We start from the raw sequence: 14,100 nt of genomic DNA, 5'->3' as shown, positions 1-14,100 counted from the left end.
GCGTCTACCAGTTTCACCACTCCGGCGTGTTGAAATAATGAGTGATTATAGATGGCTGTGCGATGTATGTCAAGTGCAAATTACAGTTACTTTGAGTTGCTGGTGTTGGTATTAGTTTGGGTGGTGGGTTAGGTGTGAAATTAACGGATTACAATTTTTGTATGTTGTGGCTTAGCGCCGGTAGGAATTGTAACGGGCAATGACAGAGCGGACGTAGGCTTGTGTTTCGGGAATAGCGGGGATGGCGTTGTTCGGGATTACACGCTCCGGACCGGCATTGTAGGAAGCCAAGGTGAGTTGTAGATCCCCATTGCATTGAGAGTAGAGCCGTTTAAGGTAGCGAGTACCTCCAAAAATATTATCACGTGGGTCAAAGACGTCTGATACATCCATGTCGCGGGCCGTGCCCGGCATGAGTTGCATTAGGCCAAGAGCGCCTTTATGGGACATGGCGTTAGGGTTAAAATTTGATTCTTGATGAATTACAGCTTTGATTAACATTGGGTCAATGTTGTAGCGACTGCCAGCATCGTGAATGTGGGTATCGAAAGAGTGGATGTTATAGTTAACATATGAGCGTTTTGATACAGTGGTTGGGCGCGGGCGTGGTCGACTGAAACTAAGGATCCCGGGCATGGGTTTGTATCGAGGGTCGGTGCGTACATTGCTGTAATGCACAACGCCTCTGGCATCGGTGAAGGAGTAAATCTCTGCCCTGGCTGGTGAGGCAAGAATGCTAAGTGAGAGTCCTGAGAGAATCAGAAGGGTAAGAGGAGTTATCGATTTGTGGTGTCGCGTCATAGGTGTATAGCTGTTTATGAAGGCGAAGGGAAAATTGCCCGCTCTATTGAATCCTATAAAGTGATTGAATTTACTAAGGCCTGTTAAATTCTACATGAAGGAAACTTAGTAAGCAAGAATGAAATTAACCGATCAGTATGAAGCTGCAGGGTAACTACACAGGTTAACGGTAATCAGTTTACAGTTAAAAGAGTCATGAGTCATAAAGCATCGCATGATACTCAATGTAAGTGTGTTTTCAGCCATTGGCAGGATCCAATCGCCGTCAACTGCCAACCGTAAACCGAAAACCTGAGCAGTTACGTTGCGGGAAGATATAAGGGACGCGGAAAACACCAATTTACCATAACGCATCCCGGCTTTGGGCCATCTTTGGTCGCGACTCAATCACAAAATTCTCGACGTAGCGCTGTTACGCCTGCGGTTTTGTTCAATCGGCGCAACCAAATCTGTCCCAGATCCGGGCGCGATCCAGGTAAATTGGTATTTTCCGAGTCCCTAAGTTACAGATCAAGAAAAGAAGTGTCCTGGTTGAGCACTTTGTGACCGGTGTTGGTAATAACCACCATGTTCTCAAGACGGATACCACCCCATCCTTTAATATAGATGCCCGGCTCAATAGTAACGACCATTCCTGGACGAAGCAGTTTGCGGTTACGGGTGTTTATTGAAGGTGATTCGTGCACGGCAAGGCCAACTCCATGGCCAAGGGCATGGCCAAAATTAGGGCCGTGGCCAGCCTCAGCGATAATAGAGCGAGCGGCTTGGTCAATCTTTTTAGCTGAAACACCAGGTTTTAGGCCCTCAATAGCGGCAAGCTGTGCTCGGCGCACAAGCCGAAAAAGGGTAATAGTCTCTGTGTCAGGGGTGCCAAGGACGATGGTTCGGGTCATGTCAGAGCAGTATCCTGCCAACACCAATCCCATATCGATTATTATGGGTTCCCCTGAGCGAAGTTGCCTTGGGCCAGGGACTGCGTGGGGAAGTGCTCCGTTGGGTCCACTGGCGACAATGGTGTCAAAACTGGGGCGTTCTGCTCCAAATTGACGCATGGTATTTTCCAATATCTGTGAGACTTGGATTTCTGTCTGGCCAGCCTTGATCTGTGGTAACACGTGCTGAAATACGGCCTCGTTTAAGGAGACAGATTTTTGGATAGAAGCTAATTCGTCATCTGATTTGGTTTGGCGCAGTTTTTCTATTGTATCATCTAGGGCTATAAGGTGCAGACCAAGAGGTGTTCCAAGTTTGGCCAATGTAAGATATTTAGAGTGGAGAAAGTAGTTTGCTTCAATAGCAAGGGTGGTTATGCCAAGTTGGGGGAGGAGTTTTTTGAGTAGGGAAAAAACACCACGCTGGTAGAGATGAATTTCAAAGTCAGTGGTGTCACGTTCTGCCTGGATCTGATAACGGAAATCAGTTAATAGGTGAGGGGTGCCCCGTTGGGGAATGAGCAATAACCCCGATGATTCAGTAATGTTGTGATCGACAGCAGTAAAACCACTTAAGTAACGCCGATTATCAGGTTGTGAAATAAGGATCGCGTCAATTTTGCGGTGAGAAAGAGTGTGTTGAATGTGAGAAATTCTATTGATCATTGATAGCGCTAGGAAAAATGAAAAAAGACTTTAACGCCGAGGGAGCGAATTCTCGCATGGAGGGCACGTAAGGATGTGGTGGTATCGGCGTAACCTAAGTTGACGAGAAAGCGATTTGGCTGGGGTAAAATGATTAGTGAGCTGAATGGGAATTTATTGCAGCGGACCTCAGCTCCCTCTGTAAACCATTCATTGAATTTCTGATAGACAAGGGGAAGCCTATCAGGGGAGACTTCAGTGCAATCTAAAAAAATTTCTATATCCATGGCAAGTGTCTATCTGTCAAAGTTCATGGTACAAAGGCTCAATCAAGAGAGACCAAAAAGTGCGGTAATGGTTGATTTGTACTGATTAAGAGCATTCACATACTGTTCATTTAATTGAGCTTGGACGCGTTGCCACTCTTCAACAAATTTTGGGTGTTGTCTTGGAGAGACTTTCATTTTCATTCCTGTTTGCTGGGCGAGTGATTGTTGAAGTTGAGCGGCATGCATGGAGAAGTTTTCTTCCAATTGATTTTCAACCTGCTGTCGGTGCTGGAGGTAGCGGCTGAGAATGCTGCGAATCTCGTCGAGTAATCCGGAGACCTGTGTCTGGGCAGCCGAGGATAACGCGATATCCTTGGCCATTTGTTGGAGGCAAAGCAAAGCGCCTTCCCATGGTTGACCCTCTTCGCGTGGTAATTGAATGTGGCGGAAGAATGTGCGAAGCATCCCTTCGGCAAAACGTGATGCTTCAACAGGTGAGAGAGTGGGGAAAATTTCAGAAGCATGGAATGGATGACCAAGGATCATGGCAGCCCCGGCTTTCATCCCTTGCTGGAGCATGTCATCAGTGGGGTTTACGTTGGACTCGGCGCAGAGGCGTTCTGCCCTGGCCAAAACCATCTCCATGGTGCTCTTGATATGCGCCATATATCCTCCAGAAGATTGTTAAATCAGAAAAAAAGAACTCGTTGGGTGGGGCGAAAGCCAAGGGTAAGGTTAGGCTTGTGTTGACTTCAATCATAGGATATACATTGTAAGCTACTGGTTCGGCAATATAAATTTTCTTGGATGGACTCTTGTGTGGGAGGAAAGAGATGCGCGTCGCCATGTATTATAGCAACCGGGATATCAGGATTGAGGAGTTGCCTCGTCCGACTATTGGTCCGGGGGAGTTATTGGTGAAAATTCACTCTAGTGGTATTTGCGGTAGTGATGTAATGGAGTGGTATCGGGCAGGTAAGACTCCTCTGGTGCTGGGCCACGAAGTCGCTGGAGAAGTGGTTGAAGCGGGGGACGGTATCACTGAATTCACGGTTGGGGAGCGGGTGGTTGCTACGCATCACGTTCCCTGTTTTCGTTGCCATCAGTGTTTGAGCGGGCACGAGACAGTGTGTGACTTGTTGCTGTCCGGCACCCGTTTTGATCCAGGTGGTTTTTGTGAGTATGTGCGGCTGGCTCCTGTGAATGTGGAACGGGGCACATGGAAAATTCCAGACTCAATGACATATGATGCCGCAACCTTTGTTGAACCGTTGGCATGTGTCCTGCGGGGGCAGCAAACGGCCAGGGTGAGAGCCGGATCGAGTGTCCTCGTTCTAGGGAGTGGCATATCTGGTTTACTGCACGTGCATCTGGCCTCGGTCCTGGGGGCGGGATTTATCGCTGCTACGGATCTGAATGAGTATCGTCTGGATGCAGCAAAGCGTTTTGGAGCCAGTACAGTCTATCGAGCGGACCAGGACGTGCCGACATTGTTCAGGCAGGATAACAAGGGGCAAGGGGCGGATGTGGTGATTGTTTGCGCCAGCGCTGAGGCGGCATATCAACAAGCTATGTCTGCAGTGGCAAGAGGAGGAGTGATTATGTTCTTTGCTCCGACTATGGCTGGCGAGACATTGTCTATTCCTGTTAACGATCTATTCTGGCGGCGGGATTTGACTATTACTACGAGTTATGCTGGTTCACCTGCCGACTGCGCTGCGGCTTTGGAGCTGATCGCCAATGGGCGGATAAGAGTAGAGGAGATGATCACCCACCGATTCGGCCTTGCTGAAACCGTAAATGGATCGGCGTTGGTGGCTGAGGGAAAAGAATCGATAAAGGTGATTATTAGGCCTCAGGAGTAAATGTTGAAAGTGTAGCAGATTATTATAGTGTTTAACGATTAGGAGGAAATGATGCCAGAAGAAGATAAGGAAGGAAAACAGTATTTTCAGGATGTGCCTGCTCAGAGTGAGGGGTTTTTTCTTAAGGGGTCCAATTCACTGGATTGGGGAATCAAGAATCGCCTGAGCCGGATTTTTAATCCCGTATCCGGGAGAACGGTCATGCTGGCGGTTGATCACGGGTATTTTCAAGGGCCAACCACCGGTCTTGAGCGTATTGATTTAAATATTGTGCCGATTGCCCCATACGCCGACACCCTGATGCTGACCAGAGGAATTTTGCGTTCGCAGATACCTCCATCCTATACCAAGGGAATCGTGTTGAGGGCCAGTGGAGGGCCGAGTATTTTAAAGGATCTCTCTAATGAGGGGCTGGCTGTTGACATGGAAGAGGCTGTTCGGCTCAATGTCTCTGCTGTTGCTGTTCAGGTTTTTATTGGCGGTGAACATGAGACTCAGTCGGTTTTGAATATGACGAGACTTGTAGATATGGGTATGCGTTATGGTATTCCAACCCTGGCTGTTACCGCTGTCGGTAAGGAGATGGTTCGTGATGCGAGATATTTCCGCTTGGCTTGCCGGATGTGCGCTGAATTGGGCGCTCATTACGTCAAGACCTATTATATCCCCAAAGGCTTTGATACCGTCACCGCCAGTTGTCCAGTTCCTATCGTGATGGCTGGAGGTAAAAAACTTCCTGAGCTGGAGGCGTTGGTAATGTGTCATAATGCAGTCCAGGAAGGAGCGGCAGGGGTGGATATGGGGCGTAACATATTTCAGTCTGAGGCGCCCAAAGCCATGATTCAGGCGGTGGCTAAGGTTGTGCATGAGGATCTTCCCCCGGCTCAGGCCTATGAGCTGTACTGCGATTTAAAAGCACAGGGATAGGAAATAAGAAGAGCCATTAAATTTCGCATGTTGAGTTGAGTAGGTTGGGTTAGCGAAGCGTAACCCAACACCCAAGGCGCCATTTACAAAAATTGAATAGATATAACGTGCTAGCGTGATAAAGAAATTGTTTTCACCAGGGGATGATCACAGAGCCTCTACAGAAGGGGGTTATGTCGAGGGCAGATAACGAAAACGCAGTCCTGGCCGTGAAAGAGGCGGCCGACATTCTTGAGGTGGTTGGTGAGGTTGTTACCCTTAAGAAGGCTGGAGCCAATTATCTGGGATTGTGTCCATTTCATGGTGAAAAAACGCCGTCATTTACGGTCAATGCAGCGAGAGGTTTTTTTCACTGTTTTGGGTGTGGTGTGGGTGGTGACGCATTAGCTTTTGTGATGCGTTACCAAAATTTAGGGTTCTGGGATGCTGTCAAGCAACTGGCGGGAAAGTACCACATCTCTTTACCGGAAAAGGATCTTTCGCCACGGGAGCGGGAGTTTGCCAGCAAGCGAAAACTCATCTCTGAGATTAACGAACGGGCAGCGGCAATTTATCACCACCAACTCCTTACTGACCCAGGCGCCGAGTCGGCCAGGCGCTATTTGAAGAAACGCAAGATTCCTGCCGAAGTCGTAGAAAGTTTTCAACTTGGCTACGCTCCGGAATCATGGGATTTTCTGCTGAAGAAAATGGATGATGCCGGGCCGGAAGCGCTGGCAGAGGCGGGGCTTGTTGTGGCAAAGGAGTCTGGTGGCGGATTTTATGATCGCTTTCGTAACCGGGTTCTTTTTCCTATTCTTGGACCAAGTGGGCAGTACTTAGGCTTTGGCGGGCGGACACTGGGTGACGATAAGCAAGCAAAATACCTCAACTCGCCGGAAACATTGGTGTTTAACAAGGGGAGGACCCTTTTTGGTCTGTACCAGAACAAAGAGGCCATCCGTCGTTCAAAACGGGCTTTGATCGTAGAGGGAAATTTCGATCTTATTAGCTTGGTGGCTGCTGGCATTCACGATGTGGTGGCACCGCTTGGAACTGCTTTGACCTTGCAACATATTCACTCTCTCAAAGGATATGCTCAGGAGGCGGTGCTACTTTTTGACGGGGATCAGGCGGGCATTAAGGCGGCAATGCGAGCAGTGCCTCTTTTCCTTACGGAGAAGGTGGATGCCAAGGTGGTGATTCTTCCTGACGGCCATGACCCTGATACCTTCGTTAATGCCCACGGAGCTGAGGCGTTGGAACGTACCTTAGATGAAGCCTCTTCTTTGCCGGAATTTGTAGTGAACCATCTTGTTGCTACTCATGGGTTGACCCTGGCAGGCAAGGGGCGAATTATCGAGGATCTGAAACCCATCATCAAAGCCATCAGCGACCAGGACCTGCAACGCTCTCTCTTTATATCCCATTTTAGCCAAAAGCTAGGGTTGAGTCCGGAACAGTTACAAAACGTTCTTACCGGCCCAGTGACAATTCATGACCCTGGGCCGGAGGTGAAAAAGGCTACTACGTCGGTTTTGTCACCAGTCGCCTTCAGCAAGGCCGAGGAACAGTTACTCTCATTCTTGATTATCTATCCTGAGTATGCCGAATCGTTTATCGAGGCTGGACTCTTTGAGGCGCTGATCCATCCTGCGGCGATTAACATTGCTAAGTTACTGGCTGAAACGCATCAGAATTATCCTGGAAGTGGTGCTGAGCGTCTGCTTGATATCTTGGAAGGAGCGGAGCGGGCTTTTGTGTCCCGGCAACTGATTGAAGTCCCTTTTCTCCCGGACACGGAGCTTGAAGCTGAGGAAAAAATTCATTGGCTCAGGGCGAATAAGCGGAAATACAGGATGCGTGAATTGACCGCTCTTATCAATGACGCACAGCAGCATGATGATCAGGATTTGATGTTAAAGTTGCTGATCGAAAAAAATCAAATCGGAGAAAGTTGATGGCTCTAACTTTCTCCCAAGCGGTTTTTTTCCTGTGTCAAGATGATTATTTGCTTTCAAGTTCGTTTGAAATCGTATATCTATCTCATATTTTGTATTTGTTATCAAACTCCACACGAGTTCATAAACTACCCTTAGGCGAGATGATACCGGTAATATCGAAGAATCTATGACTAAGAAAAAAGCCAAACTTTCAGACTCGCAAGAGTCTATGGATATCGATGATCCGGTGGTGAAAGAAACCGACGGAGATGATGATTTCCTTAGTGCCTTTGATGACGACGATAATCACTCTGATCTTGATGATGAGGTTTTAGAGTTTTCTTCACGTCGCAAGGGGCACCGGACTATGGACGATGGCGATTTGGAGATCTCTTTTTCGGACGAGTCGTCGCTCGATGATTTCTCCCCTGACACCCATGATCCGGTTAAGACCTATCTCCGGGAAATGGGGGCAGTTCCCCTCCTTTCCACGGCAGAAGAGACCGAGATAGCCATCAAGATTGAGCGTGGTGAAAAGCAGATACAGAGTACCCTACTTTCGCTGCCGACTGCAATGCCAGTAATGCTTTCTATCGCTACGGACTTGCGACAAGGGACCTTGATGATCAATGATGTCTTAAGGAATGTGGACGAGAGCGATCTTGCCGCCATGAGACAGGCAAAAGATGATTTCCTGTGGAGGGTTGGAGAGGCAGAACGGCATCATCGGGAACGACAGGCCTTGCAGGAAGATTTCATGGGGCTGGAACTTCAGGACGAGGCGGCAGTGAAGTTGATGGTGCGGATGGAGCGAAGCAGTCACGCCATTGCCACTCTGTTTGACGAATTCCGTTTGCAGCAAAAGATTATCGATGAGATGGGCGGGGTGATCAAGACCCTTGCCGATCAGATGACCATGGCGTCTAAGGCTATCGTTGCAGGCACCTCAAAACATGCAGCTAATTTCTTGAAAGACTTGGAAGAATCATCCTGCCTTGATCAGGATGCGGTTGGACAGGCCTTGCTGGCGATCAAACAGGGGGAAAATTTCTCCCGTGAGGCTAAGAATAAATTGATTCAGGCGAATCTGCGTCTGGTGGTTAGTGTTGCCAAGAAATATGCCAACAGAGGTTTACAGCTGCTCGACCTGATCCAAGAGGGCAATGTTGGTTTGATGCGTGCGGCGGATAAATTTGAATACCGGCGCGGTTACAAGTTTAGCACCTATGCTACATGGTGGATAAGGCAGGCAATTAACCGAGCGTTAGCAGATCAGGGACGGACAATTCGGATTCCGGTGCATATGATTGATCACATCAACCGGTTGACCAGACACAATAAGGAGTTTGTCCGTCAGCATGGGCGGGAGCCGACCCCGGAGGAGGTGGCAGATGAGAGTGGTATCGAAGTTGATAAGATCAAAGCCATGCTCAAGATTGCTAAAGATCCAATCTCATTGGACTCTCCCGTTGGCGATGGAGAAGATTCATTTCTAGGTGATTTTATCGAGGATGGCTCCATGGTCTCACCTGATGAGGCGACGGTTAGAAGTAATTTGCGTCATACGCTCAATAATGTCCTTTCGTCACTGTCTCCTAGAGAGGAGGCGGTGCTCAGGTTACGCTACGGTATTGACACCGCAGTTGACTTGACCTTGGAGGAGGTGGGGAGGAATTTTGCTGTTACTCGTGAGCGTATTCGCCAAATCGAAGCCAAGGCCATAAAAAAACTCAAGCATCCTACCCGGCGGAATCGATTGGCCAGTTTTATCGTTGACTGATCTTTCCGCAAGCCCCTTCCGAGCGTGCCACTTTTGCTTTTGAAAATGGTTGACACGCATCGTCGTCTACCTATACACTTTTGGTTTTATCCCCCCTGTAGAGTTTCTCTTGGGATTTAGCATGGCCCGTAGCCGTTGACTTCACGTGGTTGGTTTGTGGTTGATGGTTCCCTTCACGATTGACCACGATCCTTTCAACCGTAGTAAACCGGTAACTGGTAAACGTCAAAATGAGCGGTAAATTTATGGCTGATACTCGACGTGATTGGCTTACCCTGCATCTTGTTCCAGGGCTCGGCGCTACCGGATTTCGCAGGTTGGTGGAAACGTTCGGCTCGGCCTCCTCTGTCTTCAAGGTCAGTCAAAAAGACCTCTTGCAGGTCCCTGGACTGCGAGCAGATGCCATTGCTGCCATTGTCAATCACCCGCCCTACCAGGAGGCCGATGTTGAGCTGAAACAGGCCGATCGGTTAGGGGTCGCGTTGTTGAGTTTTGGGGAACCTGACTACCCTGCCCTGCTGGCTAATATTTATAAGCCCCCAATGGTCCTTTATGTAAAAGGAGATCCAGGGGTGCTCAAGCAGGAAGGATTGGCGGTGGTAGGATCGAGGGCTGCGACTTCATACGGACTTAAAATTGCCCGTGAATTGAGTGGAAAACTTGCAGCGAAGGGCTTGGTGATTTTTAGTGGTTTGGCCTTGGGCATTGATACGGCTGCCCATGCTGGCACATTGGCGGTTGGCGGCAGGACTGTCGCGGTGTTAGGGTGCGGCCTGGATGTGTGTTATCCGGCAAGTAATTGGCGCTTAGCCGAACAGATTATTGAAACCGGCGGGGCCTTGGTCAGTGAGTATCGCCTGGGGACCAAGCCTGACGCCTTTCGTTTTCCCGAGCGGAACCGCATTATCAGCGGCTTGGGGCGAGGCGTCTTGGTCGTGGAGGCCGCACAACGTTCGGGCTCTTTGATTACGGCACGTCTTGCCTTGGAAGAGGGACGCGAGGTCTTTGCTATCCCAGGGCGAGTTGACTCGACCAAGAGTGCCGGCGCTCACCGTCTGCTTCAGGAAGGGGCGAAATTGGTGGGTGGAATTGATGATATTCTCGACGAGATGGGGTGGCTGACGGCAGGATCAGCCTGTGAAATGGCAACGTCCAGCAAGCTGGCGCCGGCAGAGCCGATTGGTCAGGATGAGGCGCAGGTTTTAGCAGTATTAGAAGTATACCCGAAACATATTGATTCGATCATTGCCCAGGCAAAGCTTACGGCTGCCAAAGTCAATGAAGTTCTGTTGCGACTTGAGTTGAATGGTTTGATAGAGTCCCTGCCCGGACAGCAGTACCGGGCGATAACGTAGACTGGATTATAAAAGAACGGAACTACCCAATTTGACGGTGATCAGTTACCGGTTTACGGTTAACAGACTCACAGATTTAGAAGAAATCACTCACCGTTAACTGATAACCGTAAACCGATAACCTGAGCAGTTACGAAGGAACAAGCATGGCAAAAGCGTTAGTGATTGTAGAGTCACCGGCCAAATCGAGGACTCTGCAACGATATTTAGGAAAAGAATTTGATGTTAAGGCCTCGGTTGGCCATGTCGTGGATCTCCCGGTGAAGACTTTGGGAGTCGATATTGAGCATGACTTTGCTCCACAGTACGAGACGATTCGGGGTAAGGGCAAGATTCTCGCGGAATTGAGTAAGGCAGCTCAGCAGGTCGATATTGTCTATCTTGCCCCTGACCCTGACCGTGAAGGTGAGGCCATTGCTCATCACATAGCAGAGGTCCTGAAATCGGCCAAGAAGCCGATATATCGCGTTCTCTTCCATGAGCTGACCAAGAAAGCCATCCTTGCCGCAATCGGTGAGGCGACATCCATCAATCATCGCCTGTTCGAGGCCCAACAGACCAGGCGTATCCTTGATCGTCTGGTGGGCTATCAAATCTCTCCCCTGCTCTGGGATAAGGTGCGGAGGGGGTTGAGCGCTGGCCGGGTGCAATCTGTTGCTGTGCGGATGATCTGCGAACGAGATGAGGAGATCGCCGTTTTCATTCCAGAGGAGTATTGGACCTTAGACGCGACTTTGTTGGGGGCTCTGCCGCCGGAAATTACTGCCCGCCTTGATCAAATTAACGGTCAAAAGGCTATAGTGCCAGATAAGGACACTGCTGAGCAGATCAAGGCTGATCTGGAAAGCGCTAGATTTGTGGTTGATCGTGTTGAAAAGAAACAAAAGAAGCGTAATTCGGCACCCCCCTTTATTACTAGTTCGCTGCAGATTGAGGCCAACCGAAAGCTTGGTTTTTCGGCCAAAAAGACCATGTCACAGGCGCAACGTCTCTATGAGGGTATTGAGGTTGGCGTCGACGGGCCTACCGGCTTGATTACCTATATGCGTACTGATTCTATCAGGATTAACGATGACGCGTTGGCTGAACTACGGGATTTTATCGGCCAAACGTATGGGAAACCTTACGTCCCTGCCCGTCCTAATATCTTTAAGACAAAAAAGTCGGCCCAGGATGCCCATGAGGCGATTCGACCTACCGACGTGAGTAAGACCCCGGAGCTGATGGCGGCCTATTTGGATCGTGATATGCTCAAGCTCTATACCTTGATTTGGAAGCGGTTTGTTGCCAGTCAGATGGCTGCTGCAATTTATGATCAAACTTCCATCCTGATAGCTGCTGACCAATACCGGCTTAAAACTGTGGGGTCGATCATTCGCTTCATGGGCTTCATGTCTCTCTATGTTGAAGCTGCTGGTGACGATGCCAGAGATGGTGAAGAGAAGGACACGCTCTTGCCAAATCTTGAAGAGGGGGCGGTACTCACCTGTAAAGGCATTGCCGATGCCCAACACTTTACTCAACCTCCCCCTCGCTATACAGAGGCTTCACTCGTTAAGGCCTTGGAGGAAAATGGAGTCGGTCGTCCAAGCACCTATGCCTCCATCCTGTCAACGATCCAGGAAAAAGAGTATGCCCTGCTTGAGCAACGTAAATTTTACCCCACCGATCTTGGTAAACTGATCAACGGACTTCTTCTTAAACACTTTCCTACCATCATGGATATTGAGTTCACAGCGTCCATGGAACAGCAGCTTGATCAGGTTGAGGAGGGTAAGGTTGAGTGGTTGACCATTCTCCGTGATTTCTATGGGCCTTTTAAGGAGGCATTGGCTGCGGCCAAGGAAGAGATGGCATCGGTCAAGCGGGCGATTACGCCCACTGACATCCCTTGCTCCGTTTGTAACGGGACTATGGTTATCCGCTGGGGGAAAAATGGTGAATTCTTAGCGTGTGAAACGTATCCTGCCTGTAAAAACACGCAAGATTTCATCCGGGGTGCAGATGGTATTATCAAACCCGTGGAACGGGACCTGGCCCAGGAGAGTGGTGAGGCCTGCGAAAAGTGTGGAAAACCGATGGTCTATAAACAGGGGAAATTTGGTCGTTTTCTGGCCTGCTCAGGGTATCCGGACTGTCATCATATCAAGGCTGAAAACACTGGGGTTTCTTGCCCCGAGGACGGGTGCAAGGGTTCACTGGTCAAGAAGGTGTCTAAGCGAGGAAAGATTTTTTACGCCTGCGATCAATACCCGAAATGTAGCCTTGCTATGTGGGATAGGCCGGTTTCTACACCCTGTCCTCAGTGCGAGTCGAAGTTTTTGGTGGAGAAGAGCAGCAAGAAGACAGGCGCTCGGTTGCAATGCCTTAACAAGGAGTGTGGGTACGTCAAAAGCCTGGATGAGGAGAAATAGAATGGTTGGCGGGGTAGTTGCGGAAGCAGTCGCCAGTGCTTAGCATAATGGCACAGACAATAGATTGTAAGGAGGGAGCCATGATTTCAGGAATTCATTCAGGACTGTCAGCTCTAAATGCCATTCAGACCAAGACCCAGGTAACAGCCAACAATGTCTCCAATGTTAATACTGATGGCTTCAAGAAGTCCCGGGCGACATTAGTTGAGGCTTCCCCGCAAGCCGCAGGGGTAACGATCCAGATTGAACAAATGGCCACACCGGGTCCTATGCTCTATGAGTCAACCGAAAAGGATGACAGCCTGGTAGAAAAGTCAAATGTTGAATTGACCGAAGAGCTACCGCGAATGCTGATCGATCGGCGAGCCTATCAAGCAAACATCAAGTCGATTCAGGCTCAGGATGAGATGCTGGGTAGTTTGCTTGATATCAAAAGTTGATGGGCGTTGGGTTTCTTACACAACAAGTGCTACCTCTTATTTCCGCATCATGATTCGGCCACCGACGATGGTTATTATGGCCGACCCCTTGAATTGCCAGCCGAGAAACGGTGAATTTTTACTCTTTGATACAATCGTTTCCTTGGTGTAGGTAAATTCCCGTTCTGGATCAATGATGGTCACATCGGCGGGCATTCCGTTGGCCAAAGATCCTCCAGGCACACCTAATATTTTTGCTGGATTGACGGACATCAGTTCAACCAACCGTCCAACTGATAATATTCCTTTATGGACCAGGCGCAGGGCGAGAGGTAGCGATGTCTCCAAGCCGATAATGCCATTGGCGGCCTGATCAAATTCTACTTCTTTTTCCATTTCGCTGTGCGGAGCGTGGTCCGAGGCAATGGCATCAATGGCGCCGTCTTGGAGTCCGGCGATGATTGCGTCGACATCGGCTTGGGTCCGAAGGGGAGGATTCATCTTGGCGAAGGTGTCATATAGACCGATGGCCTCTTCGGTGAGAGTGAAGTAATGGGGGGCTGTCTCAGCGGTTACGTGGCAGCCTTGAGCCTTGGCCCTCCTGATTAAGCTGACGGACTCTTTGGTGCTGATATGGGCCAAGTGGATGCGGTGACCGGTAAGCTTTGCCAAGGCAAGGTCTCGGTAGACCATAATCTCTTCGGCTGCGCAGGGGATACCTCTGAGCCCAAGGCGGGTTGAAATGGCGCCTTCATTCATGGCCCCATTGTT

At 49.4% G+C, this 14,100-nt stretch carries 11 protein-coding genes; 7 read left to right on the top strand and 4 right to left on the bottom strand.

Features of this window, described 5'->3' with window-relative positions; genetic code table 11:
* Positions 1-171: 171 nt before the first annotated feature.
* From FP815_15240 to FP815_15230, 3 genes are all read right to left on the bottom strand, one after another.
* On the bottom strand, positions 172-801 hold the full coding sequence (locus FP815_15240; protein MBA3016285.1) for a lytic transglycosylase domain-containing protein: 630 nt from the start codon (positions 799-801) through the stop codon (positions 172-174).
* A gap of 503 nt (positions 802-1,304) precedes the next feature.
* Complete coding sequence (locus tag FP815_15235; protein ID MBA3016284.1) at positions 1,305-2,399, bottom strand: aminopeptidase P family protein; 1,095 nt, start codon at positions 2,397-2,399, stop codon at positions 1,305-1,307.
* A gap of 308 nt (positions 2,400-2,707) precedes the next feature.
* Positions 2,708-3,292: a hypothetical protein gene (locus FP815_15230; protein ID MBA3016283.1), complete on the bottom strand. Its 585-nt coding sequence runs from the start codon at positions 3,290-3,292 to the stop codon at positions 2,708-2,710.
* Positions 3,293-3,480: 188 nt separating this feature from the next.
* Here FP815_15230 and FP815_15225 point away from each other — a divergent pair, with 188 nt between their 5' ends.
* From FP815_15225 to FP815_15195, 7 genes are all read left to right on the top strand, one after another.
* The gene (locus FP815_15225) at positions 3,481-4,512 is read left to right on the top strand and encodes a zinc-binding dehydrogenase (GenBank protein ID MBA3016282.1); all 1,032 of its coding nucleotides are present in this window, start codon (positions 3,481-3,483) and stop codon (positions 4,510-4,512) included.
* Between the two features lie 51 nt (positions 4,513-4,563).
* Positions 4,564-5,439 (top strand): 3-hydroxy-5-phosphonooxypentane-2,4-dione thiolase, encoded by an 876-nt coding sequence (lsrF, locus tag FP815_15220; GenBank protein ID MBA3016281.1) that lies wholly within the window; start codon positions 4,564-4,566, stop codon positions 5,437-5,439.
* A gap of 173 nt (positions 5,440-5,612) precedes the next feature.
* Entirely contained in the window at positions 5,613-7,379 is a 1,767-nt protein-coding gene (locus tag FP815_15215; protein ID MBA3016280.1) for a DNA primase, read from the top strand.
* A gap of 448 nt (positions 7,380-7,827) precedes the next feature.
* On the top strand, positions 7,828-9,141 hold the full coding sequence (gene rpoD, locus FP815_15210; protein ID MBA3016279.1) for an RNA polymerase sigma factor RpoD: 1,314 nt from the start codon (positions 7,828-7,830) through the stop codon (positions 9,139-9,141).
* 245 nt (positions 9,142-9,386) lie between these two features.
* On the top strand, positions 9,387-10,496 hold the full coding sequence (gene dprA / locus FP815_15205; GenBank protein ID MBA3016278.1) for a DNA-protecting protein DprA: 1,110 nt from the start codon (positions 9,387-9,389) through the stop codon (positions 10,494-10,496).
* 146 nt (positions 10,497-10,642) lie between these two features.
* Positions 10,643-12,910 (top strand): type I DNA topoisomerase, encoded by a 2,268-nt coding sequence (topA, locus tag FP815_15200; protein ID MBA3016277.1) that lies wholly within the window; start codon positions 10,643-10,645, stop codon positions 12,908-12,910.
* Positions 12,911-12,990: 80 nt separating this feature from the next.
* The gene (locus FP815_15195; protein MBA3016276.1) at positions 12,991-13,350 is read left to right on the top strand and encodes a flagellar biosynthesis protein FlgC; all 360 of its coding nucleotides are present in this window, start codon (positions 12,991-12,993) and stop codon (positions 13,348-13,350) included.
* A gap of 36 nt (positions 13,351-13,386) precedes the next feature.
* On the opposite strand, the gene FP815_15190 is transcribed toward FP815_15195, so the two are convergent.
* On the bottom strand, positions 13,387-14,100 hold a 714-nt coding region (locus FP815_15190; protein ID MBA3016275.1), incomplete at its 5' end, for an amidohydrolase family protein.

This window comes from Desulfobulbaceae bacterium, from assembly GCA_013792005.1.
In the GTDB taxonomy this organism is placed as follows: Bacteria; Desulfobacterota; Desulfobulbia; order Desulfobulbales; family VMSU01; genus VMSU01.
This window is presented reverse-complemented; position numbering and strand designations above follow the sequence as displayed.

Bases quoted from the DNA above. Each gene is read 5' to 3' on its own strand.
- FP815_15240 (MBA3016285.1), bottom strand. From the start codon at position 801: ATGACGCGACACCACAAATCGATAACTCCTCTTACCCTTCTGATTCTC.
- FP815_15235 (MBA3016284.1), bottom strand. From the start codon at position 2,399: ATGATCAATAGAATTTCTCACATTCAACACACTCTTTCTCACCGCAAA.
- FP815_15230 (MBA3016283.1), bottom strand. From the start codon at position 3,292: ATGGAGATGGTTTTGGCCAGGGCAGAACGCCTCTGCGCCGAGTCCAAC.
- FP815_15225 (MBA3016282.1), top strand. From the start codon at position 3,481: ATGCGCGTCGCCATGTATTATAGCAACCGGGATATCAGGATTGAGGAG.
- lsrF (MBA3016281.1), top strand. From the start codon at position 4,564: ATGCCAGAAGAAGATAAGGAAGGAAAACAGTATTTTCAGGATGTGCCT.
- FP815_15215 (MBA3016280.1), top strand. From the start codon at position 5,613: ATGTCGAGGGCAGATAACGAAAACGCAGTCCTGGCCGTGAAAGAGGCG.
- rpoD (MBA3016279.1), top strand. From the start codon at position 7,828: ATGGGGGCAGTTCCCCTCCTTTCCACGGCAGAAGAGACCGAGATAGCC.
- dprA (MBA3016278.1), top strand. From the start codon at position 9,387: ATGGCTGATACTCGACGTGATTGGCTTACCCTGCATCTTGTTCCAGGG.
- topA (MBA3016277.1), top strand. From the start codon at position 10,643: ATGGCAAAAGCGTTAGTGATTGTAGAGTCACCGGCCAAATCGAGGACT.
- FP815_15195 (MBA3016276.1), top strand. From the start codon at position 12,991: ATGATTTCAGGAATTCATTCAGGACTGTCAGCTCTAAATGCCATTCAG.